Origin of the sequence: Priestia sp. TSO9, from assembly GCF_021029645.1 — a bacterium.
Lineage (GTDB): Bacteria > Bacillota > Bacilli > Bacillales > Bacillaceae_H > Priestia > Priestia megaterium_E.
The window spans coordinates 1722514-1749498 of the sequence record NZ_JAJEKD010000015.1 but is presented as its reverse complement, the minus strand read 5'-3'; the positions used below and the strand labels follow the sequence as shown (position 1 = coordinate 1749498).

The 26985-nt window shown below is 38.1% G+C and carries 26 protein-coding genes and 2 other annotated features; of the genes, 25 read left to right on the top strand and 1 reads right to left on the bottom strand.

From position 1 onward, the window contains the following. Positions 1-43 precede the first annotated feature (43 nt). Positions 44-1804 (top strand): pyruvate kinase, encoded by a 1761-nt coding sequence (gene pyk, locus LJC66_RS24225; protein ID WP_195695817.1) that lies wholly within the window; start codon positions 44-46, stop codon positions 1802-1804. Positions 1805-1883: 79 nt separating this feature from the next. Next, the gene (locus tag LJC66_RS24220; RefSeq protein ID WP_025750656.1) at positions 1884-2276 is read left to right on the top strand and encodes an FxsA family protein; all 393 of its coding nucleotides are present in this window, start codon (positions 1884-1886) and stop codon (positions 2274-2276) included. 39 nt (positions 2277-2315) lie between these two features. Here LJC66_RS24220 and ytvI read toward each other — a convergent pair whose 3' ends face one another. Continuing rightward, positions 2316-3425, bottom strand: coding sequence for a sporulation integral membrane protein YtvI (ytvI, locus tag LJC66_RS24215; RefSeq protein WP_195695818.1), 1110 nt, complete (start codon positions 3423-3425; stop codon positions 2316-2318). A gap of 113 nt (positions 3426-3538) precedes the next feature. Here ytvI and LJC66_RS24210 point away from each other — a divergent pair, with 113 nt between their 5' ends. The 23 genes from LJC66_RS24210 to LJC66_RS24100 all read left to right on the top strand — a co-directional run bounded on the left by LJC66_RS24210 (position 3539) and on the right by LJC66_RS24100 (position 26984). Then, complete coding sequence (locus LJC66_RS24210; RefSeq protein ID WP_013059446.1) at positions 3539-4000, top strand: DUF441 domain-containing protein; 462 nt, start codon at positions 3539-3541, stop codon at positions 3998-4000. A 360-nt stretch (positions 4001-4360) separates the two neighbouring features. After that, complete coding sequence (gene citZ / locus LJC66_RS24205; protein ID WP_016765709.1) at positions 4361-5479, top strand: citrate synthase; 1119 nt, start codon at positions 4361-4363, stop codon at positions 5477-5479. A gap of 75 nt (positions 5480-5554) precedes the next feature. Next, positions 5555-6847, top strand: coding sequence for an NADP-dependent isocitrate dehydrogenase (gene icd, locus LJC66_RS24200; protein WP_255255780.1), 1293 nt, complete (start codon positions 5555-5557; stop codon positions 6845-6847). 28 nt (positions 6848-6875) lie between these two features. After that, positions 6876-7814, top strand: coding sequence for a malate dehydrogenase (gene mdh / locus LJC66_RS24195; RefSeq protein ID WP_195695820.1), 939 nt, complete (start codon positions 6876-6878; stop codon positions 7812-7814). Positions 7815-7947: 133 nt separating this feature from the next. Continuing rightward, positions 7948-8424, top strand: a complete 477-nt coding sequence (locus tag LJC66_RS24190) for a MaoC family dehydratase (protein WP_230933672.1) — start codon at positions 7948-7950, stop codon at positions 8422-8424. Positions 8425-8602: 178 nt separating this feature from the next. Continuing rightward, entirely contained in the window at positions 8603-9319 is a 717-nt protein-coding gene (locus LJC66_RS24185; RefSeq protein WP_230933671.1) for a response regulator transcription factor, read from the top strand. Continuing rightward, positions 9312-11084, top strand: coding sequence for a two-component system histidine kinase PnpS (gene pnpS, locus LJC66_RS24180; protein WP_102813835.1), 1773 nt, complete (start codon positions 9312-9314; stop codon positions 11082-11084). The genes LJC66_RS24185 and pnpS overlap by 8 nt, the downstream gene beginning before the upstream one ends. A 328-nt stretch (positions 11085-11412) precedes the next feature. Continuing rightward, positions 11413-14040 (top strand): DNA polymerase I, encoded by a 2628-nt coding sequence (polA, locus tag LJC66_RS24175; protein ID WP_116372542.1) that lies wholly within the window; start codon positions 11413-11415, stop codon positions 14038-14040. A 21-nt stretch (positions 14041-14061) separates the two neighbouring features. Further along, positions 14062-14895, top strand: a complete 834-nt coding sequence (mutM, locus tag LJC66_RS24170; RefSeq protein WP_195695823.1) for a DNA-formamidopyrimidine glycosylase — start codon at positions 14062-14064, stop codon at positions 14893-14895. A 60-nt stretch (positions 14896-14955) separates the two neighbouring features. Beyond that, complete coding sequence (ytaF, locus tag LJC66_RS24165) at positions 14956-15585, top strand: sporulation membrane protein YtaF (RefSeq protein ID WP_195695824.1); 630 nt, start codon at positions 14956-14958, stop codon at positions 15583-15585. 23 nt (positions 15586-15608) lie between these two features. Next, positions 15609-16205: a dephospho-CoA kinase gene (coaE, locus tag LJC66_RS24160; RefSeq protein ID WP_230933670.1), complete on the top strand. Its 597-nt coding sequence runs from the start codon at positions 15609-15611 to the stop codon at positions 16203-16205. A 218-nt stretch (positions 16206-16423) separates the two neighbouring features. Next, positions 16424-17455 (top strand): glyceraldehyde-3-phosphate dehydrogenase, encoded by a 1032-nt coding sequence (locus tag LJC66_RS24155; RefSeq protein ID WP_013059435.1) that lies wholly within the window; start codon positions 16424-16426, stop codon positions 17453-17455. A gap of 422 nt (positions 17456-17877) precedes the next feature. Continuing rightward, positions 17878-18258 (top strand): adenosylmethionine decarboxylase, encoded by a 381-nt coding sequence (gene speD, locus LJC66_RS24150; RefSeq protein ID WP_013059434.1) that lies wholly within the window; start codon positions 17878-17880, stop codon positions 18256-18258. Between the two features lie 93 nt (positions 18259-18351). Beyond that, positions 18352-18738, top strand: a complete 387-nt coding sequence (locus LJC66_RS24145) for a hypothetical protein (RefSeq protein ID WP_013085185.1) — start codon at positions 18352-18354, stop codon at positions 18736-18738. A gap of 243 nt (positions 18739-18981) precedes the next feature. Beyond that, positions 18982-19443 carry a transcriptional regulator NrdR gene (nrdR, locus tag LJC66_RS24140; protein WP_013059432.1) on the top strand — a complete coding sequence of 154 codons (462 nt, stop codon included), beginning with the start codon at positions 18982-18984 and terminating at the stop codon, positions 19441-19443. 72 nt (positions 19444-19515) lie between these two features. Further along, positions 19516-20943, top strand: a complete 1428-nt coding sequence (locus LJC66_RS24135; RefSeq protein ID WP_195695825.1) for a replication initiation and membrane attachment family protein — start codon at positions 19516-19518, stop codon at positions 20941-20943. A 32-nt stretch (positions 20944-20975) separates the two neighbouring features. Then, positions 20976-21908, top strand: coding sequence for a primosomal protein DnaI (gene dnaI, locus LJC66_RS24130; RefSeq protein ID WP_195695826.1), 933 nt, complete (start codon positions 20976-20978; stop codon positions 21906-21908). Between the two features lie 96 nt (positions 21909-22004). Beyond that, entirely contained in the window at positions 22005-22862 is an 858-nt protein-coding gene (gene ytxC / locus LJC66_RS24125; RefSeq protein ID WP_195695827.1) for a sporulation protein YtxC, read from the top strand. Between the two features lie 60 nt (positions 22863-22922). Next, positions 22923-23171 (top strand) — a binding site (T-box leader). A 44-nt stretch (positions 23172-23215) separates the two neighbouring features. Beyond that, on the top strand, positions 23216-25174 hold the full coding sequence (thrS, locus tag LJC66_RS24120) for a threonine--tRNA ligase (RefSeq protein WP_374199263.1): 1959 nt from the start codon (positions 23216-23218) through the stop codon (positions 25172-25174). 172 nt (positions 25175-25346) lie between these two features. Beyond that, positions 25347-25469 (top strand) — a sequence feature (ribosomal protein L20 leader region). A gap of 69 nt (positions 25470-25538) precedes the next feature. Next, complete coding sequence (gene infC / locus LJC66_RS24115; protein WP_013059427.1) at positions 25539-26042, top strand: translation initiation factor IF-3; 504 nt, start codon at positions 25539-25541, stop codon at positions 26040-26042. Between the two features lie 21 nt (positions 26043-26063). After that, a complete protein-coding gene (gene rpmI / locus LJC66_RS24110) occupies positions 26064-26264 on the top strand; it encodes a 50S ribosomal protein L35 (RefSeq protein ID WP_013059426.1) in 201 nt (66 codons plus the stop codon). A gap of 39 nt (positions 26265-26303) precedes the next feature. Next, positions 26304-26663 (top strand): 50S ribosomal protein L20, encoded by a 360-nt coding sequence (gene rplT / locus LJC66_RS24105; RefSeq protein WP_013059425.1) that lies wholly within the window; start codon positions 26304-26306, stop codon positions 26661-26663. Positions 26664-26723: 60 nt separating this feature from the next. After that, positions 26724-26984 (top strand): DUF1294 domain-containing protein, encoded by a 261-nt coding sequence (locus LJC66_RS24100; protein ID WP_195695829.1) that lies wholly within the window; start codon positions 26724-26726, stop codon positions 26982-26984. Position 26985 lies beyond the last annotated feature (1 nt).

Below are 26985 nucleotides of genomic sequence, written 5' to 3'. Positions count from 1 at the left end.
CCTATCTAAAGAGTAAATAGTAAATATATAGGAGGAAATTTGAATGCGTAAAACTAAAATTGTATGTACTATTGGACCAGCGAGTGAAAGTGTAGAAAAATTAGTTGAACTAATTAACTCAGGCTTAAACGTTTGTCGTCTAAACTTCTCTCACGGTGACTTTGAAGAGCACGGTGCACGTATTGTTAACATTCGTGAAGCTGCGAAACAAACAGGTAAAACAGTAGGTATCTTACTTGATACAAAAGGACCTGAAATTCGTACAAACACAATGGAAAATGGTGCAATTGAGTTACAAGAAGGCTCTGAAATCATTGTTTCTATGACAGAAGTAGTGGGAACAACTGAAAAATTCTCAATTACATATCCAGGTCTAATTGAAGACGTACACGTAGGATCAAAAATCCTTTTAGATGACGGTTTAATCGGTCTTGAAGTACTAGAAATCAATAAAACTGACGGTGAAATCAAAACAAAAGTACTTAACCCAGGTACATTAAAAAATAAAAAAGGTGTAAACGTGCCAAACGTAAGTGTAAACCTTCCTGGTATCACTGAAAAAGATGCAAGCGATATTGTATTCGGTATCGAACAAGGCATTGATTTTATCGCTGCTTCTTTTGTGCGTCGCGCATCTGATGTATTAGAAATTCGTGAACTACTAGAAAAACACAATGCAGCTCACATTCAAATCATCTCAAAAATTGAAAACCAAGAAGGCGTAGATAACATCAAGGAAATTCTTGAAGTTTCAGACGGTTTAATGGTTGCTCGTGGTGACTTAGGAGTAGAAATTCCTGCTGAAGAAGTACCATTAGTACAAAAAGATCTAATCAAACAATGTAATGCGCTTGGCAAACCAGTTATTACAGCTACACAAATGCTTGATTCAATGCAACGCAACCCGCGCCCAACTCGTGCGGAAGCAAGTGACGTTGCCAATGCTATCTTTGATGGTACGGATGCAATTATGTTATCTGGTGAAACAGCTGCAGGTTCTTACCCAGTTGAAGCTGTACAAACAATGCATTCAATCGCTTCTCGTGCTGAGCAAGCTCTAAACTACTCTGAGATTTTACAACAGCGCAGCAAGCAAGTTGGCCCATCTATTACAGATGCAATTGGACAATCTGTTGTACACACAGCGCTTAACTTAAACGCTAGTGCAATCGTAGCGCCAACAGAAAGTGGTTATACAGCGAAAATCGTTTCTAAATATCGTCCGCAATCTCCAATCGTAGCTGTTGCAGCAAACGATTCTGTTGCACGTCGTCTGTCTCTAGTATGGGGTGTTACACCAGTTGTTGGTGAGCGCGTAAATACAATTGACGATATGTTAGATCACGCTGTAAATGACGCAGTAAAAACAGGCGTTGTAGCACACGGCGACTTAGTGGTTATTACAGCTGGTGTTCCAGTTGGAGAATCAGGTGCAACGAACTTAATGAAAGTTCAAGTTGTAGGTGACGTTCTTGCTAAAGGACAAGGAATTGGTCGTAAAGCAGCAGTTGGTAAAGTAGTTATTGCTAAAACTGCTGAAGAAGCAAATGCAAAAATGACTGAAGGTGCTATCCTTGTTACAAACAGCACAGATCGCGATATGATCGGTGCAATTGAAAAAGCAGGAGCTCTTATTACAGAAGAAGGCGGTCTAACAAGCCATGCAGCTGTAGTAGGGTTAAACTTAAGCATTCCTGTCATTGTAGGCGTAGAAAACGCAACAAGCGTATTCTCGGAAGATCAAGATATTACAGTTGATGCTTCACGCGGTGTTGTATACAACGGACACGCAAGCGTACTGTAAGAACACGTAGATGATAGAAAAAAGAGAAGGGGAACCCTTCTCTTTTTGTTTAGGCAATTCAATAAGCGAAGAGGTGATGATGGTGAGGAAGCTCCTTCCGCTCCTTCTTATTGTACCTGCTGTTGAGGTAATGATTTTGATTTATTCAAGTCATCTCATTGGTGTCATGTCAACATTTTTACTGATTATTGCTACCAGTTTTATTGGTGCGTTTCTAGCGAAAAAACAAGGAACATCTCTTTTTCAAAAAGCACAGCGTCAGATGAGCCAGGGACATGTTCCGAGCGGTGAAATCCTTGATGGTATGTGTGTACTATTTGGCGGACTGTTTCTGCTGTTTCCAGGCTTCTTGACAGATGTTGTAGGCTTTATCTTTTTACTGCCGTTTACACGCAGAATCGTTAAGCCTTTTCTTTTAACGTGGCTAAGAAGATTTTTTCAAGGACGTAATCGAATGACGATTATTCGTTAATTAGAAAGTGTGTGAAAGAAGCTTCTTTCACACACTTTTTCATTTTCCTATAATAAACTGCCACGTTTCTTTAAAAACCCCCGTTGTATGAAGAGTTTTTAGAATAACAAGAATAACAGGGCCAACTATTAATCCGAAAAATCCAATCAGTTGATATCCTACAAATAAAGCAATTAATGTAGCGAGAGGATCAAGACCAATGCTTGATGACAAAATTTTTGGTTCCATAATTTGTCGCTGCACAAGTACTACAGCATATAGTACCGAGAGCCCTACAGCAAATGACACGTTATCTGTTGCAAAGGCATAAATCATCCAAGGAACAAAAACCAGTCCTGTTCCGAGGTAAGGAAGAATATCTACTAAGCCAATTAATAAAGCGACTGTAATAGCATAATCAACCCTAAGAACAAGTAAACCAAAAAGAACGATGATTGTGGTAATCGAAATAAGCGTAAGCTGAGCTTTAATAAAACCAAACAGTGCATTTTTAAGCTCCACAACAACTGTCTGTCCATTTTCTCTTACTTTTTTAGGAATAAACAAGCTGCTTTTAGCCATCAGCTTGTACCAATCTTTACTAATAAAAAAAGTAGCCAGCAATGAAAAAATAATCACAGTCGCTGCATTAGGCAATACGGATAAAAGTACTGGGATGCTTTGCAATACATTTTGCAAAAAATCGCCCACGGTTTGAGCGATATGGTTGCCTACCCCTTTAATGTTCGATAAAATAGTTGCTTGCTGACCGGTATTTAAGTTGTTAAACATAGAAGTAATGCGTTCATAAAATGGAAGTATTTGTTCTGTAGCAATATTTTCAATAAATATGACCACTTCTTTGAAATTTGTGGGAACAACTTTCGCTAAATACGTACTTCCTGCAATGATTTCTGTGATAAGTAACGTAATAAGTCCGGCCAAAAGAGAGAAGATAAGAACCATTGACAGTAAAACAGCTAAGTAGCGGGGTAAGCGCAGCTTCAATTCAAATAGATTAACCATAGGGTTTATAAAAAAAGCGATGCAGCAGGCGATAATAAATGGATATATGAGAGAAGAGACATAATAACTAAGAAATATAGATGCTGCAATAATTGCCAACACACAAGCTAAGCGAAATAGTCGGTGTAAATGAAGCTTGTACACAATAAATAGAGGCCTCCTTGTAAACGATAGTTAACAAAAGAAAAAGCTACTCATAAAATATTTACGTCATACGCTTTAGATTTATCACAATAAAAAAAGAAAGGATGAGTAAAATGTTCTCACAACCCATGCTTTTTTTAGCTGTTTTACTCGTAATTGGATTAGTGGCTAAAAATCAATCATTAATCATTGCAGTTGCATTTTTACTTATTTTAAAATTAATCGGGTTAGACGGTAAGGTTTTTCCGTTTCTACAATCAAAAGGAATTAATATTGGAGTAACGGTTATTACAATTGCCGTTCTTGTGCCGATTGCAACAGGAGACATAGGATTCAAACAATTAGGAGAGGCTGTGAAATCTTCTTATGCCTGGATTGCTCTAGGAGCGGGAATTGCTGTAGCAATTATTGCCAAATATGGACTTACACTCTTGGAAGATGATCCGCATATTACGACCGCTTTAGTTTTTGGCACAATTCTTGCTGTGGCGCTGTTTCAAGGGGTGGCAGTAGGTCCGTTAATCGGTGCTGGAATTGCTTATTTATTTATGAAATTAACCGAACTTTTTTCGTAGAAATTTTTGTATAATAATAATTTTTTTAAAATTTCTTCTCTCTTTTGATTCACAAAAGTCAGATAATTGTTTATAATATATTTTGAGGCCGCATCTTTTTACATACAATTGTATGTTTTACCTATAGGGCTGTAACAAAGCAATGACACATGCAGATGTTTTGATTTTGTGTGTTATTGAAACAAATGGAAATGTAAGCATTTTCTTTACGTGGGGTAAAGGAATGTTCTTCCAAGATATATATTCAAAAGAGGCGCTTCGTATATCATTTAATGTCTAGTTGAGCAGAGGCTCAATTTTGTTTTTCACGTTTTACACAGAAAGGTATGGGGAATTTTTTCTGTAAAGGAGTGGAGATTTATGACAGCAACTCGAGGTCTAGAAGGGGTAGTCGCTACAACGTCAGCAGTGAGTTCAATTATTGATGACACTTTAACATATCAAGGCTACAATATTGATGATTTAGCGAATTATGCAACATTTGAAGAAGTGGTGTATTTACTATGGCACGGAAAATTACCTAACAAAGAAGAATTATCTGTGTTTTCTAGATTACTAGCAGAAAACGCTAAATTACCCCAAGAAGTCTTAGATCATTTCAAAACTTATCCAATTAAAGATGTTCATCCAATGGCAGCTTTAAGAACAGTCGTATCACTATTGGGGTTGTACGATCCTGAAGCTGATTTAATGGATGAAGAAGCAAATTATCGCAAAGCTGTTCGTTTGCAAGCACAATTACCAACGGTGGTAACGGCTTTTTCAAGAGTCCGTAACGGATTAGAGCCAATTGAACCAAACGAAAACTATAGCATTGCCGCTAACTTTTTATATATGTTAACCGGCGAAGAGCCAACTGATATCCAAGTAGAGGCATTTGATAAAGCACTTGTCTTACACGCTGACCATGAGCTAAATGCTTCAACTTTTACAGCTCGTGTCTGTGTGGCAACGTTATCCGATATTTATTCAGGAATTACAGCCGCTATTGGAGCGTTAAAGGGTCCTCTTCACGGGGGAGCGAATGAAGCTGTTATGAAAATGTTGTCTGACATTCAAACAGTTGAAAACGCAGAACCTTACATTCGCGAAAAGCTCGCGAAAAAAGAAAAGATTATGGGATTTGGACATCGTGTGTATCAACAGGGTGATCCTCGTGCCAAGCACTTGAAAGAAATGTCTGAAAAACTTACCAAACAAGCAGGAGATACAACGCTATACGATATGTCAGTAAAAATTGAAGAGATCGTAACAGGCGAGAAAAAGCTTCCGCCAAACGTTGACTTCTATTCAGCTTCTGTATACCACAGCTTAGGGATTGATCACGATCTATTTACTCCGATCTTTGCCGTAAGCCGCGTATCAGGATGGATTGCTCACATTTTAGAGCAGTATTCAAACAATCGTTTGATTCGTCCAAGAGCTGATTATATCGGTCCTGGAAAACAAACGTACATTCCGCTTGAAGAGCGCAGCTAAACAATGTGACGAAGGTGCTCACGTTCGTTGAGCACTTTTCCATAAGTGAAAGTAGACAAATTTTTTAAGGAGGTCATTCTCATGACAAAAGGTGAACAAATTTCTGTAGCAAACGGCGTGTTAAACGTACCAAATAACCCAATTATTCCATTTATCGAAGGTGACGGAATTGGTCCGGATATCTGGGCAGCAGCTTCTCGCGTATTAGAAGCAGCGGTTGCAAAAGCATACAATGGTGAAAAAGAAATCGTTTGGAAAGAAGTATTAGCAGGTGAAAAAGCATTTAATCAAACTGGCGAATGGTTACCGGAAGAAACATTAGATGCAATTCGCGAATACATAATTGCAATCAAAGGACCATTAACAACACCAGTAGGCGGTGGAATTCGTTCTCTAAACGTGGCATTGCGTCAAGAATTAGACTTATTCACATGCTTACGTCCTGTTCGCTACTTTGACGGCGTACCTTCTCCAATTAAGCGCCCTGAAGATACAGATATGGTTATCTTCCGTGAAAATACTGAAGATATTTATGCTGGTATTGAATATGCGAAGGGTTCTGAAGAAGTACAAAAGCTTGTTTCATTCTTACAAACGGAATTAGGCGTAAATAAAATCCGTTTCCCTGAAACTTCTGGATTAGGTATTAAGCCTATTTCTTCTGAAGGAACAGAGCGTCTTGTGCGTGCAGCAATCAACTACGCAATTGAACAAGGCCGCAAGTCTGTTACGCTTGTACACAAAGGTAACATTATGAAATATACAGAAGGCGCATTTAAAAATTGGGGCTATGAGCTAGCTGAAAAAGAATTCGGCGATAAAGTATTTACTTGGGCACAATATGACCGCATCGTTGAAAAAGAAGGTGCACAGGCTGCAAACAAAGCTCAAGCAGAAGCGGAAGCAGCAGGAAAAATTATTGTAAAAGATTCAATTGCAGATATCTTCTTACAACAAATTTTAACTCGTCCACGTGAATTCGATGTAGTAGCAACAATGAATTTAAATGGAGATTATATTTCAGATGCATTAGCGGCGCAAGTTGGCGGTATCGGAATTGCTCCAGGAGCAAACATCAACTATGAAACTGGACATGCTATCTTTGAAGCAACTCACGGTACAGCACCTAAATATGCTGGTTTAGATAAAGTAAACCCATCTTCTGTATTATTATCAGGTGTGTTAATGCTTGAACACCTTGGCTGGAACGAAGCAGCGGATTTAATCATGAAATCAATGGAAAAAACAATTGCTTCAAAAGTAGTAACTTATGATTTCGCACGTTTAATGGATGGTGCAACAGAAGTGAAGTGTTCAGAGTTCGCTGATGAATTAATTAGCAATCTAGGAAAACAAGTAACAGTTTAATAGCTATTCATTTAGGGGAGGAATTATAATGGCAAATATGCGTAAAAAAGTATCTGTTATCGGAGCGGGCTTTACGGGAGCTACAACTGCTTTTTTAATTGGTCAAAAAGAGTTAGCTGATGTTGTATTAGTTGATATTCCGCAATTAGAAAATCCAGCTAAAGGTAAAGCGCTGGATATGTTAGAAGCAAGTCCCGTACAAGGATTTGACGCTAACATTACAGGAACAGCCAACTACGAAGACACAGCTGATTCTGACATTGTCATTATTACAGCTGGTATCGCACGCAAGCCAGGTATGAGTCGCGATGATCTAGTAACAACGAACCAAAAGATCATGAAGTCTGTTACTCAAGAAATTGTTAAATACTCACCAAACTGTCATATTATCGTGTTAACAAACCCGGTAGATGCTATGACGTACACGGTATTTAAAGAATCTGGTTTTCCTAAAAACCGCGTAATTGGTCAATCAGGTGTATTAGATTCTGCACGTTTCCGTACGTTCGTAGCGCAGGAGTTAAACATTTCAGTAAAAGATATCACAGGTTTTGTACTTGGTGGACATGGCGATGATATGGTACCTCTTGTACGCTACTCATATGCTGGCGGTATTCCTCTTGAAACGCTTATTCCAAAAGCGCGCCTTGAAGCAATTGTTGAACGAACACGCAAAGGCGGCGGCGAGATCGTTAACTTATTAGGTAATGGAAGTGCGTACTACGCTCCTGCTGCTTCTTTAGTGGAAATGACAGAAGCGATCCTAAAAGATCAGCGTCGCATTTTACCAGCGATTGCTTACCTAGAGGGTGAGTATGGTTATAACGGCATCTACTTAGGTGTTCCAACCGTATTAGGAGCCGCAGGAATTGAGCAGGTAATTGAATTAGAACTGACTGATTCTGAAAAAGCTTCTTTAGATCAATCAGCAAAATCAGTTAAAACTGTCATGGGTGTATTAGCTTAATACCATAAAATAGGTTTGAGTATAGGTTTTTATCAATATTCAAACAATATTCACAAGGAAAATTCGAGGGAAACCTCGAATTTTTCTTGTATATAAAGAAAAGCTATTACTTTATACAAAAGGTGGAATGATGATGATATTAGGTAAAAAACAAAAAATAGGCCGAAGTATTGAAGATATAAAAGTTGGAGAAAAATTAACGCTAACGGAACGAATTGAAGATAAGGATATCTTATTGTACTTAGGGCTGACAAATGATTCGAACCCTTTATACATTCAGCATGATTACGCATCTCAGACCCCTTTTAAAAAACCTATTGTGCCAAGTATTATGATTACCGGTATTATGACAGCAGCCATTTCAAAGTATTTGCCCGGACCTGGAAGCCACGTTGCAGAACATACGGTAACCTTCCCCAAAAAGATTCACCATTATAGCACGATTGAATTTTTATTTGAAGTGACAGAGGTAGATGTTTCTTCTAAAACTGTTACGATTGAGGTGGAAGCGGTCAATGAGCAAAAAGAGAAAGTAGTAACGGCGCGGTTTCTTGTGTATCCGCCGTTTAGACTTCCATCAGTAGAGACACACGACTTTGAAAATTTTTAAAACACCTTAAATATTTATAAATATAGAAGAAACTGTTTGATCATATTTTCTGAAAATGTTGAAATGTATTGGAGAACGAGGCTAAAACATTGTATGATAAGAGAAGATAAATAGAAAATAATATCATTTGGATGAAGCTGCGGTTTAATTTAACTAGATGGAGGCTTATATCGTTAATATGGGTAAGAAATTATTAGTCGTAGATGATGAACAATCAATTTCAACATTATTACAATATAATTTACAACAAGCTGGCTTTACAGTAGAAACAGCTGAAGATGGGGAAGAAGGATACAACAAGGCACTAGAAGGAAAACCGGATTTAATTGTGTTAGACTTGATGCTTCCTAAGATGGATGGAATTGAAGTTTGTAAAAAGCTTCGTCAGCAAAAAGTGATGACGCCTATTTTAATGTTAACTGCAAAAGACGATGAGTTCGACAAAGTATTAGGGCTAGAGCTTGGCGCAGATGACTACATGACGAAACCATTTAGTCCTCGAGAAGTAGTGGCGCGTGTAAAAGCCATTTTACGCAGAACACAAATTATTGCTCAGGAAAATGAACAAGAGGAAGATGGCGAGCGCATCACGATCGGTGATTTAAAAATTCTTCCAGATCATTATGAGGCCTACTTTAATCAAGAGCAGCTTGAGCTTACTCCAAAAGAATTTGAGTTATTATTATATTTGGCAAAATACAAAGGGCGGGTATTAACTCGTGATCAGCTACTAAGTGCAGTGTGGAATTATGATTTTGCCGGAGATACGCGAATTGTAGATGTGCACATCAGCCATTTGCGTGAGAAAATCGAACACAATACGCGAAAACCTGTTTATATAAAAACGATTAGAGGATTAGGATATAAGCTGGAGGAACCAAAGGTAGATGAATAAATTTCGTTCAAGGCTACTTTTGGCTCTATTAGTACTTATTATTATTGTATTAGTAGGTCTTGGCCTGCTGCTGGGACAGTTGTTTAAAAACTTTTATTTTCAGACGTTTCAAGAGCGAATGGAAAAAGAGGCAAAGCTTGTAGAAATGTACATTAGCGAAGAAGGTATCACAAGTCCTGCTTTAAAATCTAAAGTTGATCAAATCAGCCATTCGTTAAGTGTACGAACGACTATCGTTCAAAAAGACGGAAAAATATTAGTTGACTCAAATCCAGGTAGCAAGCAGCAAAGAATCGAAAAAAGTATCGTAATCCAACAAGTATTAAAAAAGCAGTTAAACAGTAAAAAAAGCTTTGATCAAATTAAAGAAGATTACGACTTATATTACTATGGTATCCCGCTTATTATAGAAGGTAAGCAAGAGGGATTTGTTGTGCTGAGTACATCGTTTGATTCATTGAAACAAGTAAATCAGCAAATTTGGGGCCTTCTTATTGGAAGCTTAGGTTTAGCTTTGATTGTGATTTTACTCTTAGGTGTAAAGATTATGGGACGCTATACCCGTCCTATTGAATCGGCAACCAAAGTGGCTATGGAACTTGCAAAAGGGAATTATAAAGCTCGTACATATGAAGATTATGTAGATGAAACAGGGATGCTGAGTCAGTCTATTAACGCACTTGCTCGTAATCTGCAAGAGTCTATCACTAATCAAGAAATGCAGCAGGACAGGCTGCGCACGCTAATTGAAAATATGGGAAGCGGCATGCTTCTTATCGATAGTCGAGGCTATATAAACTTAGTAAATCGAGCTTATAAAGAGCAGTTTCATATACATCCGGATGACTTCCTTTATCATTTGTATTACGAGGTATTTGAGCATAAAGAAATCATTAAGCTTGTGGAAAAAATATTTATGACGGAAGTAAAGGTTCGAAAACAAGTGGTTCTGCCTTTAAATATTGAACGAAGATATTTTGATGTTTACGGAGCGCCGATTATTGGCTTAAACGATGAATGGAAAGGGATTGTGCTTGTTTTCCATGATATTACCGAGCTGAAAAAGCTAGAACAAGTTCGGCGTGACTTTGTAGCAAATGTGTCTCATGAACTAAAAACTCCTATTACGTCTATAAAAGGGTTTAGTGAGACATTGTTAGACGGTGCCATGGAAGATCCACAGCTGCGCCAGCAGTTTCTATCTATCATTTTAACGGAAAGTCAGCGCATGGAGAGCTTGATTCAAGATCTTTTAGATTTGTCTAAAGTTGAACAGCAAGGGTTTAAGCTAAGCATTCATTCAGTAGATTTGAATACCCTTCTCTATGAGGTCATAACAGTGCTATCAAACCGAGCGACTGAAAAAGAAATCACGCTAACGTTAGATACGCTTCCTGAAGAAGCGTGGATTGATGGTGACAGTCAGCGCCTTATGCAAGTGTTTGTTAACTTAATCGGCAATGCGCTCATGTATACAATGCCTGGAGGAACTGTTCACGTTTCGCTTGAAGAGGAAGAAGAAACGATTACAGTTCATGTTCAAGATACAGGTATCGGTATTGATTCTGATGAAATTTCACGTATTTTTGAGCGCTTTTACCGAGTAGATAAAGCAAGAAGCCGTAATTCCGGAGGAACAGGTCTTGGATTAGCAATTGTTAAACATCTTGTTGAAGCTCATAAAGGGGAAATTGAAGTGAAAAGTGAAGTCAATAAAGGGACAACTTTTTCGGTCAAGCTGCACAAGTATTTGCCGCAGATGTAAAATGTTTACGTTCCTTTTACAATTTATTTAATGTAGCTTAATAATTAATTGATACAATTTTTCATGGAAACCCCTTCATCCAAGGAGCCAATGTGTAAGGCGAAAATAGCTTTAACCGTGCTATTTTCGCCGATTCTTTTTGACATTTTCTATCCATTCACATGTTACACCGCCTAAAATAACTAGGCGGTGTTTTTATTTTATGATGGACAAATCTTATCACCACATGAAAATAAAACGTTGAATTCAAGAGTACTTTTTGTCCTTAAAGCTTATTGTTTGCTAAAATAAAGGTAAGATAAGAAGAGAGCGAAATGGAGGAACATGAATGACACAAAAACTAGTATTAATTGACGGGAATAGTATTGCCTATCGTGCATTTTTTGCTTTGCCGCTTTTAAACAATGATAAAGGAATACATACAAATGCCATATATGGCTTTACTACAATGCTGACACGTATCTTAGAGGAAGAGAAGCCGACGCATTTACTTGTGGCATTTGATGCAGGGAAAACAACGTTTCGCCACAAAACATTTACAGAATACAAAGGAGGAAGACAAAAGACGCCTCCTGAACTTTCAGAGCAGTTTCCCTTTATTCGTGAGTTATTAGATGCATATGGGATTAAGCGCTATGAACTCCCTGATTATGAAGCGGATGATATTATCGGTACGCTTTCAAAACAAGCTGAACAAAAAGGAATGGCCGTAAAAGTCATTTCTGGGGATAAAGATTTACTTCAGCTTGTGTCAGAACATGTAACCGTAGATATTACGAGAAAAGGGATTACGGATGTCGATTCCTATACGCCTGCAGCCATTGATGAAAAGTATGGTATTACGGCTGCACAAATTATTGATATGAAAGGCCTTATGGGGGACAGCTCGGATAATATCCCAGGCGTGCCTGGAGTCGGCGAAAAAACAGCCTTAAAGCTATTAAAAGAGTTCGAAACGGTTGAAAATGTATTGAAATCTATCGATCAAGTCAGCGGTAAAAAATTAAAAGAAAAGCTAGAAGATAATCGTGAATCAGCCATCATGAGTAAAAAGCTTGCAACAATTTATTGCGAAGCGCCTCTTGAAGTATCTGTAGAAGATGCAAAGTATGACGGGTTTGAATCTTCAAAGGTCATCTCATTATTTAAAGAGCTTGGGTTTAATTCTCTGCTTGCTAAATTTGGTGAATCAGCAGAAGAGGAAGCAGATTTTGAAGAACTGACGTTTGAAATAGCGCAGGAAGTTCACGATGATATGTTAACAAGCGAAGCAGCTCTTATTGTAGAAGGATACGAAGAAAACTATCATCACAATCAGCTGCTCGGTTTCGGAATCAGCAACAAAAATGGCCACTATTTTATTGATAAAGATACAGCTCTTTCATCTTCTAAATTTAAAGCATGGTTAGAAGATGAACGTGTAAAAAAGACGGTGTTTAATGGAAAACGTACGATTGTATCGTTAAAATGGGCGGGGCATGAAATTAAAGGAATTGAACATGATGTAATGATTGCTTCTTACATCTTGAATCCTGCTGAGGCAAATGATGACCTAGCGACAATTGCAAAATTAAAAGGGTATCATCAAGTGCAATCAGATGAAGCTGTGTATGGAAAAGGAGCTAAGCGAAGCATTGCGGAAGCTGATCAGCTAGCTGAGCATGTTATAAGAAAAGCAGCCGCCGTCGCTTATTTAAAAGAAGTGTTAGAAAAAGAATTGGTTGAAAATGAACAGTTTGAGCTGTTTGAGAAGCTTGAAATGCCTCTTGCCATTGTCCTTGCTGATATGGAATATCAAGGGGTGAAAATTGACCGGGCGCGTTTAGATGAAATGGGCGAAGATCTTCGAGAACAGCTTGAAAAAATTGAAGCGAAAATCTACGAATACGCTGGACAAGAATTTAATATTAATTCGCCAAAGCAGCTAGGAGTTGTTCTTTTTGAAAAAATGCAGCTTCCAGTCATAAAGAAAACAAAAACAGGCTATTCCACATCAGCTGATGTATTAGAGCAATTAGCTAGTACCCATGATATTATCCCAGAGATTTTACAATACCGTCAGCTAGGAAAATTACAGTCTACGTATATTGAAGGATTAAAAAAGGTTATTCATGAAAGCGATGGAAAAGTTCATACCCGCTTTAATCAAACATTAACTCAAACGGGAAGATTAAGCTCAGTAGATCCTAACTTGCAAAACATCCCGATTCGTCTTGAAGAAGGTAAAAAAATAAGAGGTGCGTTTGTGCCTTCACAGCCTGATTGGTTAATATTTGCGGCGGATTATTCACAAATTGAGCTGCGCGTACTGGCTCATATTGCAGATGATGAAAAGCTAATCGATGCGTTTAAGCATGACTTAGATATCCATACGAAAACAGCGATGGATGTGTTCCACGTCGAAAGAGAAGAAGTAACGTCGAATATGCGCCGTCAGGCTAAAGCAGTTAACTTTGGAATCGTCTATGGCATCAGTGATTACGGTTTATCGCAAAGTTTAGGAATTACGAGAAAAGCAGCGGCTACTTTTATTGAACGCTATTTAAAAAGCTTCCCTGGTGTACAGGAGTATATGGATACGATTGTACGCGATGCAAAAGAAAAGGGATATGTAACAACGCTCTTGCACCGCCGACGTTACTTGCCTGAAATCACGAGCCGAAACTTTAACCTCCGCAGCTTTGCTGAGCGTACGGCGATGAATACGCCTATCCAAGGGACGGCAGCTGATATTATAAAAAAAGCAATGATTGAAATGGATAAGCGCTTAAAAGATGAAAATCTTCAGGCTAAGCTGCTGCTTCAAGTACACGATGAGCTGATTTTTGAAGCCCCAGAAGAAGAAATTAAAATTTTAGAGAAAATCGTACCAGAAGTAATGGAGAACGCTTTAGAGCTAGAAGTTCCGTTGAAAGTAGATTATTCTTACGGAAAGACTTGGTACGAAGCAAAGTAGTGGAAAAAGGATGTGACAAACGTGCCAGAATTACCAGAAGTTGAAACCGTCAGACGTACGTTAATTGAATTAGCCAGTGGAAAGACCATTGAGCGTGTAACAGTTAAATGGCCCAATATTATCAAACGTCCTGAACAAGTTGAACAGTTTTGTGACGCGCTTGTTGGACAAACTATTCGAGATGTTGAACGCAGAGGTAAGTTTTTGAAAATTGTGCTCGATGATTATACGATGGTTTCTCATTTACGTATGGAAGGTAAATATGCTCTCCATGAGAATGCAGAAGAACCAGATAAGCATGTACACGTCTTTTTTCACTTCACCGATGGAACAGAATTGCGATACCGGGATGTAAGGAAGTTTGGTACTATGCACTTATTTAAAAAGGGAGAGGAAGATCTGTTTCCTCCTCTTATTGGCCTTGGACCTGAACCGTTTGACGAAACATTTAATCCAAGTCAATTAAAAATGCGAATCGGCAAAACTTCTCGAAAAATCAAGCCGGTTTTACTCGATCAAAATGTCGTGGTTGGGCTTGGGAATATTTATGTAGATGAAGCACTGTTTCGCTCAGGGATTCATCCTGAACGAGTGGCCAGCCAACTAACAGACGAAGAGTATGAAAAATTGCACGAAGAAATTGTAGCGACTCTTCAAGAAGCTGTGAAGCAAGGAGGCAGCACAATTCGCACGTATGTAAACACACAGGGACAAATAGGCATGTTTCAGCAGCAGCTTTATGTGTACGGAAGAAAAGGCGAATCTTGTAAAATGTGCGGTACTCCAATTGAAAAATTTGTTGTAGGCGGTAGAGGAACACATATCTGCCCAAATTGTCAGCCGGCTAAAAAATAACAATGGATGGGCTCCTTTCATATACTACGTATAGACAGAAAGGAAAGGAGTCCTCTCATCATGATAACATTTTCTTTAGTTATTCTTGCTTTTGCCGTAAGTCTTGACAGCTTTAGCGTTGGCCTGACGTACGGACTTCGAAAGGTGAAAATCCCGCTGAAATCCATTTTTATTATTTCATGTTGCTCAGCATTTTCTTTAATGTTTTCTATGTTTTTAGGAAAAGTACTTACGCATCTATTTTCAGTGGATGTACTAAATAAAGTAGGCGGAGGTATTCTTGTTCTGCTTGGGATGTGGATTTTATACCAGTTTTTTTGTCCGGCAGATTCACCTCGAGTGAAAGAAGAAAAAACATTAGTGAAAATTGAAATTAAGTCAATTGGCCTAGTCATTAACGTATTGAAAAAGCCAATTGCAGCAGATTTAGATAATTCAGGTTCCATCAATGGTATTGAAGCATTTATACTTGGAATTGCATTATCTCTTGATGCATTTGGAGCGGGGTTTGGAGCGGCTTTATTAGGTTATTCGCCGTATGCTCTAGCAATTGCTGTAGCTCTTATGAGTTCTCTTTTTTTAAGTGCGGGCATACAGTTTGGCAAGGTTTTTTCACGTTTATCATGGATGAAAATGTTCTCATTTGTACCAGGAGTTCTGCTCATTATTTTAGGTATTTTTAGATTTTAAATAAAGAGATAAAGGAGAGGCCAATGTCAATTGTAATTGGATTAACAGGCGGAATTGCAAGCGGGAAAAGCACGGTAACCGGAATGCTACGAGACATCAGTATTCCAGTAATCGACGCTGATCACATTGCAAAAGCCGTCGTAGAACCAGGAAAAGAAGCATACAAACAAATTGTCGAGACGTTCGGCCGTGCTATTCTTCACGAAAATGCGGAGATCAATCGAGCGGCTTTAGGGGAAATTGTGTTTTATCAAGAGGAAGAACGTAAAAAATTGAATGCAATTGTACATCCTGCCGTAAGAAAAGAAATGCTTTCTCAAAAGGAAAGCTATATAGAGGAAGGTTACGAAGCCGTTGTATTAGATATTCCGCTACTGTTTGAAAGTGACTTGACACACTTAGTCGATAAAGTAGTGGTTGTATATGTCGATGAGTCTGTGCAGTTAGAAAGGTTAAAATCGCGTAATAATCTCTCGACGGAGGATGCCTATGCGCGTATCCATGCACAGCTGCCTTTGATTCAAAAAGTAGCCTTAGCCGATGCGGTGATCAATAACAACGGTCCTGTAGAGGAAACAAAACAACAGCTTTTAAGTATATTAGCCCTATGGCTAGATTAAAGAGTGAATGATTGCATTCACTCTTTTTTTATTGGGAATATTTAAGGGCTTCTAAAAAAGAATGTGTTAAATATCTGTTCTCGCTATATACATATAGTAAAACTTAATTAAAATAATTTATTAAAAAAAATTAATATTATTCACTTTTTAAATATTTATGTTATACTATTCAATATAAAAAGTTAAATAGTATAACACATATAGAGAGGGGTATAGCCATGAAAGCACGTATTGCCATTAATGGTTTTGGGAGAATAGGAAGAATGGTGTTTCGCACAGCGATTATAGAGGAAAATTTAGATATTATTGCAATAAATGCATCTTATCCAGCAGAAACGTTAGCACATTTAATCAAATATGACTCTATACACGGACCATTCAATGGAGATGTCAAATGTGATGATGATGCGCTAATTGTTAACGGTAAAAGAATTCAGCTATTAAATTCACGTGATCCGCTGAATTTGCCTTGGAAAGAGCTTGGGATTGATTTAGTTGTTGAAGCAACGGGGAAATTTAATTCAAGAGAAAAAGCGCAGTTACATATTGAAGCAGGTGCGAAAAAAGTTGTGTTAACGGCACCGGGTAAACAGGAAGATATTACTATTGTGATGGGCGTAAACGAACGAGAGTTTGATGTGAATCAGCATAACATTATTTCTAATGCCTCTTGTACGACAAATTGTCTAGCTCCAGTTGTCAAGGTACTAGACGAAGCGTTCACAATTGAAAACGGTTTAATGACGACCGTTCATGCATATACAAATGATCAAAAGAATATCGATAATCCGCATAAAGATTTGCGAAGAGCCCGTGCATGTGCTCAATCAATTATTCCTACAACAACTGGCGCAGCCAAGGCACTTTCATTAGTTCTTCCTCATTTAAAAGGAAAGCTTCATGGAATGGCGCTTCGTGTACCAACGCCGAACGTATCGCTTGTTGATTTAGTTGTGGATGTAAGGAAACCTGTGACGATGGAAGATGTTAATTTAGCATTTATTAAAGCTGCTGAAGGACCATTAAAGAACATTTTAAATTTAACAATGGAACCACTCGTATCAATTGACTTTAATACAAATCCTCATTCAGCTATTGTAGATGGACTATCCACGATCGTAATGGAAGATCATAAAATTAAAGTGTTAGCTTGGTACGATAACGAGTGGGGCTACTCTCAGCGCGTAGTCGATTTGGTAAGATATATTGCTGCAGAAATGCGTAATGGATCAAAAATAAGAGTAAGCTAAGAAAGCTATTGATTGCTTTTAAAAAAACAGGGAGCTATCGCCCTGTTTTTTTTGTTTTTATTCAAAAGAATAGGGAAAAGCAATAAGATAAGCATGCAAAGGGGTGTTTATTTTCCTCAATTTTAATAAAAAATTAATAGTCGTTTAGAAGCTTTTACACACTGTCTCACGAGAATACAGGGGTAATTTGTATAGGTCTATCTGCAAGAACAATCTTTAATAAAATCAAAACACGTATTGCAAAATAAATGTAAACAAAGTATACTATGTTTCGTGAACTTCTTGTGTACCTTTCGGTGATGTGGCTACTTAAAGGGTTAGGACCTCTTTGGACTAACTTTCCCCCGTGGTAGTTAACATGCTATATGGCGAAAGAACTTCATGTTTAACGATTAAAAATTGTTAAAGGGGGAAATATCATTATGGAAACAATGGGTCGTCATGTCATCTCAGAATTATGGGGATGCGATTTCGATAAGTTAAATGATATTGATTATATTGAAAAAACGTTTGTTGATGCAGCTTTAAAATCTGGTGCGGAAGTTCGCGAAGTAGCGTTCCATAAATTTGCACCTCAAGGTGTAAGTGGCGTTGTTATTATTTCAGAATCACATTTAACGATTCACAGCTTCCCAGAGCATGGTTATGCAAGTATCGATGTTTATACTTGTGGTCATTTAGATCCTACAATCGCAGCAGATTATATTGCAGATGCTCTAAGTGCACAGACACGTGAAACAATTGAATTGCCACGTGGAATGGGTCCTGTTCAGGTAAAACAAACTAAAGCGAATGCACTTTAATAGTGTCGATTGATTACGTAAGTTAAGAGGTGTATTACACACCTCTTTTTAGTATATAAAATTTTAATACGCAAAAACAAAGGGGATAACAACATGGGGGTAGTACAAGCAGTTAAATCTTTATTTTCTAATCATGTAGAAACAAGCGATCACCATTCAGATCCGACTCTAAAAACGCATTATTATAAAACAACGGCTGGGAATGCATTTAAGCAAGTTCATGAAATGTTGAAGCACATGCAAGGGATAGAGATACTTGCTGCATATGAAGAGCGAGGAGAAATTAGCTTAAACGTTGTAAAAGGAAGAAAAGCTTTTGTTGTGATTACCATTATTAACGTACGTCCTCTTGAAACCGCTATCGATTTTTCTGCTACAACAGAATCAAAAGTGGTGCCGGTTGATTTTGGTTTTAGTAAAGAACTTGTACGTACGCTTTATAAGAGCTTTGATCAAAAACTTATTCCTCTTTCTTCGTAAGTTCCTTATCATTTTTGAATTTCAGGAAATAAAATGGGGAAATTCCTTTTCCTTTACTTGTATTCAAGCCTTGTTTTCTATAAGATGGAATAAAGCAAATCCTTTAATACAGCATCGTGTTTGTTAAAGGAAATGATGATAAAAATCATAATAAATGGCGAATAGCCGGCTAACATAGATGGAAATTAACTTATATAAGAGAAAATAAAAAGAAAAACAAGGTTTATTATTGGAGCTGAGAATATGAAGTGCCCATCCTGTCATTACAATGGAACGAGAGTGCTGGACTCGCGCCCTGTAGAAGAAGGCCGCTCTATTCGTAGAAGACGTGAATGCGAAGAGTGTCACTATCGTTTTACAACTTTTGAGAAAGTAGAAGAACTTCCGTTAATTGTTGTAAAAAAAGATGGAGCGAGAGAAGAGTTCAGCAAAGACAAAATCCTTCGAGGGTTAATTAAGGCGTGTGAAAAACGCCAAGTAAGCTTAAAACAATTAGAAGATACCGTACACGATATTGAAACAGAGCTGCGCAGTCAGGGTACATCAGAGGTGCAGTCAGATGTGGTAGGAGAAATGGTGATGGAGCGATTAGCTGCTATCGATGAAGTCTCTTATGTTCGATTTGCTTCTGTATACCGACAATTTAAAGACATCAATGTATTTATTGATGAATTAAAAGATTTAATTAAGAAGGAACGACTGTAAAAGAGCTATTGAAGTATTCTTTAGGCTCTTTTTTTGTCATTTCTATTACTTTAAAAGTAGGTAGGGAACGACATGAAAGAACAACATTGGAAAGAAATGATACCCGTCGATCGTTATGTTGTTCGTTCGAACGGCATACTGCAGGAATACGACCGAAAGATTTTAACCATGCTCTATCAGCCGTTGGTGGGTACGACGTGCTTTGGTCTGTATATGACGCTATGGAGCGAGCTGGAACAAGACCGTTTATGGGGGAAAGAGTCTACGCATCATCATCTAATGTCAATGATGCAAATTAATTTGAAAGCTATTTACCATGAGCGGTTAAAATTAGAAGGCATTGGTTTGTTAAAAACATATATTAAGGAAGAAGATGATGTTCGTGTGTTCATTTATGAGCTCATTCCTCCTCTTATGCCCCATCAGTTTTTTAACGATGGTGTGTTAAATGTATATTTATATAACCGACTTGGAAAATCCATCTTTCAAAAAGTGAAAAATTATTTTTCGGATTCACTCGTCGATGACCAATCGTTCAAAGATGTCACGCATTCATTTAACGATGTATTTAAATCAGTTAAAGCAACAGAGCTGGCTCCAAGTTTTCAGTCTGAAAGCAAGGATGTATTTTCTCCTGATGCTCAAACGGACTTTGTAGATTCCTCCAAACGCGCTTCTATTGAGATGAGCCCGGACTCCTTTGATTTTGATTTATTTTTAGCAGGTCTAACAGATTCAATGATTTCGAAAAGGTCCATTACATCTAAAGTAAAACAAGCGATTGAAAAGCTAGCTTTTTTATATGGTATCGATCCTCTTCAAATGAAAAATGTGGTGCTCGATTCACTAAATGAGAACGATCAAGTTGATATTGAATTACTTAGAAAAGCAGCACAGTCCTTTTACCAATTTGAAAATGGAGAAGCACTTCCAAATCTAAGCGAACAAATTCAGCCGCCCATGCTTCGTACTATGCAGGAAAAGCAGCCGCAGACGAAAGAAGAGCAGCTTATTCAACAGCTTGAAGTGACTTCTCCTCGACAGCTTTTGATCGAGTTTTCCGGGGGAGCAGAGCCTTCAAAAGCGGATTTGCAAATGATTGAAGAAGTGATGTTTAACCAAAAACTTTCACCAGGGGTAGTAAATGTTCTGATTTACTATGTTATGCTAAGATCCGATATGAAATTGTCTAAGAGCTATGTAGAGAAAATTGCTGGACACTGGGCGCGCAAAAAGGTCCAAACTGTTCAAGATGCCATGAATTTAGCTAAAAATGAACAGAAAGAATATCAGAACTGGACCGAAGCAAAGCAAAATAAAAAAACGGCTGGACGAAAGATTGTGCGTAAAGAAATGGTGCCAGAGTGGCTGAGCGATGAAGAAAAAGAAGAGAAAAAGCAGCCTTCAAAAGAAGTGGACGGATTTGAAGAAGAAAAACGAAAGCTACAAGAAGAGCTCAAGCAGTTAGATCAAGAGCTAAAACAAAAGCATAAAGAATAAAAAGCAGGTATGATAGAGACGAGGTGAAAAAGATGAAGCCTATCAATGATTCACTAAATCAGTTAGTGAACAAAAAAGATTTTAAAGCACGCTTAGAAGCATTAAGAAACAGTATCCTGTCTGATCCTGAAGTTAAAACATTTTTGCAAGAGCATCGCCATGAGTTAGATGAGCAAATGGTCGACCGAGGTCTGATGAAGATGCATGAATTTATCGACCAAAGCAAATGCTGTGACAAGTGTCCTTCTCTGCAAAGCTGTGTCAACATGGTGAAGGGATACCACCCTCAGCTGGTTGTAAAAGGCCGTAATATTGATTTACAGTATGAACGCTGTCCTAGAAAAGTACAAGAAGATGAGCGAAAAGAACAAGAATCTTTTATTCAGTGTATGTACGTGCCGAAAGAAATTTTACAGGCAACAATGTCTGATATCGAAATTGAGCAGGGAAGATTTGAAGCCATTAAACTAGTAAGAGATTTTGTGCGAGAATATGAGCCAAATAAGAAAATGAAAGCTTTATATTTACACGGTTCGTTTGGTGTGGGGAAAACGTATTTTCTTGGAGCAATTGCCAATGCGTTAGCCGAAAAGAAAGTGAAATCTACCATTCTGTATGTTCCGGAGTTTTTGCGTGAGTTAAAAGGTTCGTTTCAAGATCAAAGCTTCAATGAGAAAATAGAGTATGTCAAAAAAGTACCGGTTCTTATGCTTGATGATCTCGGAGCAGAATCCGTAACGAGCTGGATGCGAGACGATGTGCTCGGAACCATTTTACAATTCCGCATGCTCGAAAATTTGCCGACATTTTTCAGCTCGAATTTAAATTTTAAAGAGCTTCAACATCATTTGACTTATACCCAAAGAGGCGAGCAGGAAGAGCTCAAAGCCGCTCGTGTCATGGAACGAATTAAGTCTCTAGCCATTCCTGTTGAAATGAATGGAGAGAATAAACGAAATAGATGAGCAGGTCGTTTTACATTTCTTGTAACGACTTGCTCATTTTTTTGCATGTTGCCCCATATACATTAATAAAGCGTGTCCAAAGGGGGGCTATGAGGAATGAAAATATTCTTTAAATATGTAGAAGACGCAGTCGTTGTATATGAGTCTTTATGCGCGAAGCGAAGCGCTTTATCATATGGTTCACAGTGCTTGAAGCTAGTGAATAATCAGCTTTTAGTCATTGATGAGACATACCATAGAGAGGCCATTTTACAAGACATGGTGATACCGGTATTAACCCACGTAATTTTAAAAAAGAAAGAAAAAAAGATGATGGTAAACATATTAAAAGAACAATTTTTCTATTCAGAAGAGGAAGAGCAAGATTTGCTGCTTCAAATTATGGGGGGGATTATGGAAGGAGAGAGAGGCGAAATTCCGCAAAAAACATTTTCTCTTCCAAGAGAATTACTTATCCGCCAGGCTCTTCAAGACTTCTTCATTCATAATGTAACATTCACCTTTGAGTCTTTTCTCCAATTCCGTTTAAAAGAATATCAAGAGCGGCTGCGCTATTATGCCGAGCTGGCGATTGATGAATATAAGCTTGAACAAGACTATCAAATTCTTATTCATCAGCTGCGTCAAGCAGCTAATGAAAGACAGTCATCTACAGGTGATGTGTACGTAATGCACTTGAATAAAAACAGGTTTGTGTTGTACGACAATAGTAGGTATGTTCCTGAACGTGAATGTGCAGCTCTAGCAGAGGCCTTTTTATCTGAACAAGAATCATTATACATAGACTCAACTATTATCGCGCCTTTGCTAAGTTTATCTCCAGCTGCTATTCATCTGTATAGCGACCAGCATGATCATGATTTTGTTTATACCATTCAAAATATCTTTCAAGAAAAAGTTATGTTATACGAAAAAAATGAATTTCCGTTTGATCAAAAGCAAAATATAACGTGAAAGGTTGATTTCTATTTTGAAAATGAATATAATAAATGCATATTAAAAAACAGCTATATGTTACAAGTTATGATGAGGACATGAGTGTATATTTACGGTTTGTAGAGAGGGAGATCCAGGCTGAAAATCTCCTAACACGGAATATATTCTTACCACCTCTAAACTTCAGTAGTAAACGAGCAGAGCCTCTAGTAATTACTGACGGAATTTCCGTTATAAAACCTCGAGCCGCTTCGGGTTCTTTGGGTTATCCAAGATACGAAGAGGAAACAAGGGTGGTACCGCGTGTATACACAACTCGTCCCTTTTGATAAGGGACGAGTTTTTTGTTTTTACAAAAAGTTTATTCAGTTATGTTAAAGGAGTGGAAAGTTGTGTCAGAAGTAATCAAAATGACATTTCCTGATGGAGCTGTGAAAGAGTATCCAAAAGGATCATCAACAGAAGATATTGCGGCTTCTATTAGCCCGGGATTAAAGAAAAAAGCATTAGCAGGCAAAGTAAAAGGCGAGCTGCTGGATTTACGTACGCCAATCGAACAAGATGGCAGTCTTGAAATCATTACGCAAGATGCTCCTGAAGCGCTTGAAATTATGCGTCACAGTACAGCGCATTTAATGGCTCAAGCAATCAAACGTTTATACAAAGATACAAAAGTACAGCTAGGTGTAGGGCCGGTTATCGAAAACGGTTTTTACTATGACATCGATATGGAAGAATCAATTACTCCTGAAGATTTAGGTAAAATTGAAAAAGAAATGAAAAAAATCGTTAATTCAAATATTGAAATTGAACGAAAAGAAGTTTCTCGTGAAGAAGCCATTCAACTTTTTAAAGAAGTTGGCGATGAACTAAAGCTTGAATTGATCGATGCGATTCCAGCAGGTGAAAAGGTTACGATTTACCAACAAGGCGAATTCTTTGACCTTTGCCGAGGCGTGCACGTGCCGTCAACAGGTAAAATTAAAGAATTTAAACTATTAAGCGTGGCGGGTGCTTATTGGCGCGGAGACAGCGATAATCAAATGCTGCAGCGTATTTATGGTACAGCATTCTTTACAAAAGCAGATTTAGACGAGCATCTTCGTCTTCTTGAAGAAGCAAAAGAACGTGACCACCGTAAACTTGGTAAAGAGTTAAACTTATTTACAAATTCTCAAAAAGTAGGACAAGGTCTGCCTTTATGGCTTCCAAAAGGTGCGACGATCCGCCGTATTATCGAGCGTTATATCGTAGATAAAGAAGTAAGCCTTGGTTATCAGCACGTTTATACTCCAGTGCTTGGAAGTGTAGAACTTTACAAAACGTCTGGTCACTGGGAGCACTACCAAGATGACATGTTCCCTGCAATGGAAATGGATAACGAAGACCTTGTTCTTCGTCCAATGAACTGTCCTCATCACATGATGGTTTACAAACAAGGTATTCACAGCTATCGTGAGCTTCCAATTCGTATTGCTGAGCTTGGAACGATGCACCGCTATGAAATGTCAGGAGCATTATCAGGACTTCAGCGTGTTCGAGGCATGACGCTGAATGATGCGCATATCTTTGTACGTCCGGATCAAATCAAAGAAGAATTTATTCGTGTAGTTCGCTTAGTTGAAGCGGTTTATAAAGATTTTGGATTTGAAAATTATTCATTCCGTCTATCTTACCGTGACCCTGAAGATACAGAAAAATACTTTGATGATGATGCAATGTGGGAAAAAGCACAAAGTATGTTAAAAGACGCAATGGATGAGCTTGATCTTGATTATTATGAAGCTGAAGGCGAAGCGGCATTCTACGGTCCAAAACTAGACGTTCAAGTTAAAACGGCTCTTGGTAAAGAAGAAACGCTATCTACGGTTCAACTGGATTTCTTACTTCCTGAACGCTTTGACTTAACGTATGTAGGGGAAGACGGAAAACAACATCGACCGGTTGTTATTCACCGCGGCGTGGTGTCAACAATGGAACGTTTTGTAGCTTTCTTAATCGAAGAATACAAAGGAGCTTTCCCAACGTGGTTAGCACCTGTACAAGTTCAAGTGATTCCGGTATCAACTACGGTTCACCTTGAGTATGCAAAAGAAGTGCAAGAACAGCTTCAGCTTGCGGGTATTCGCGTGGAACTTGATTCTCGCGATGAGAAAATTGGCTATAAAATCCGTGAGGCTCAAATGCAAAAAATTCCTTATATGCTTGTTGTAGGGGATAAAGAAGTAGAGGATAAAGCAGTAAACGTACGTAAATATGGTGAGCAGAATTCAGAAACAGTGGATTTCCAAGCCTTTTTACAAAATGTAAAAGCAGAAGCATCTCGTTAATGAAGAAAGCAGAGAATTGAAATTCTCTGCTTTTTTATCTAACATTTATAAAAAACTGTTGCATAAATGTTTTTCCTTTGATACAATAACTTTTGTTGTTAAAAAAAGAACGAAATCATTGACTTTTGTCTTTGTTGATACTATAATAGCTTAAGTAATTGAATACTTGTTTATACAGAAGAAGAAGCACCCGCTTCTCACCTGAGTGACGCATAGAGCAGTTAGCAGGTACATCGTATCTTAATTAAAACGATAGAAGTGTGGGTGCAGTATGTACTCACACTTTTTTGTGTGAGTTAATAATCGGTCTAAGCAAGCGTATTCGCTCATTAAACCTTGGAGGTGGCTACTTATTAGCAAGGACATGATGGTAAACGAGGGCATTCGAGCTCGCGAAGTTCGTCTAATTGATCAAAACGGTGAACAATTAGGAATTAAATCAAAAAATGAAGCATTAGAAATTGCTTCACGAGTAAATCTTGACTTAGTAATGGTTGCTGCAAATGCGAAACCGCCGGTATGTCGTATTATGGACTACGGTAAATTCCGCTATGAGCAACAACGTAAAGAAAGAGAAGCTCGTAAAAACCAAAAAGTTGTAAACTTAAAAGAAGTTCGTTTAAGTCCAACAATTGATGAACATGATTTTAACACTAAACTTCGTAACGCACGCAAGTTCCTTGAAAAAGGTGACAAAGTGAAAGCGTCTATTCGCTTTAAAGGTCGTGCCATTACTCATAAAGGGATTGGCCAAAAAGTACTTGAACGTTTTTCACAAGCTTGCGAAGATGTAAGTTCAGTTGAATCGGCTCCTAAAATGGAAGGCCGCAGCATGTTCTTAGTCTTGGCACCTAAAAACGAGAAGTAATAGAACGAGGAGGAACACCCCATGCCAAAAATGAAAACACATCGTGGCGCTGCAAAGCGTTTCAAAAAGACTGGAAGCGGTAAATTAAAACGTGCTCGTGCTTACACAAGCCATTTATTCGCTAACAAATCTACAAAACAAAAGCGTAAATTACGTAAAGGTTCTTTAGTAAGCAAAGGTGACTTCAAACGTATCCGTCACTTATTAGATAACATTAAGTAATTTGGGTTGAGATAGAAACAATACAGGAGGTAAACAATTATGCCACGCGTAAAAGGCGGTACAGTAACACGCAAACGTCGTAAAAAAGTTTTAAAATTAGCTAAAGGTTTCTTCGGTTCGAAGCATAGATTATATAAAGTTGCTAATCAGCAAGTTATGAAATCTCACATGTATGCTTATCGTGACCGTCGTCAGAAAAAACGTGATTTCCGTAAATTATGGATCACACGTATTAATGCAGCTGCTCGTATGAACGGTCTTTCTTACAGCCGTTTAATGCACGGTTTAAAATTAGCAGGTATTGAAGTTAACCGCAAAATGCTTGCTGACTTAGCTGTAGCTGATGAAAAAGCATTTGCTGAATTAGCAACTGCTGCTAAAAAAGGCTTAGATAAGTAATGAATATAAAGTCTCGTCATCTTTAGATGATGAGGCTTTTTTGCTATCGGAGGACATATCATGAATGAACTGCTGCTTACCTATTTTATTGTTATTAATATCGTAGGGGTAGGAATGATGTATAGAGACAAACAAAAAGCGAAAAGACATGAGTGGAGAATTGCCGAAAGCACACTGTGGACGGTAGCTGTTGTCGGAGGAGCCATCGGAGGACTGATTGGTATGTATTGCTATCGTCATAAAACGAAGCACACATCGTTTAAAGTAGGTTTTCCTATTCTTGCTGCTCTTGACTTACTTTTCTTTTTTGTTATCAGCTGAG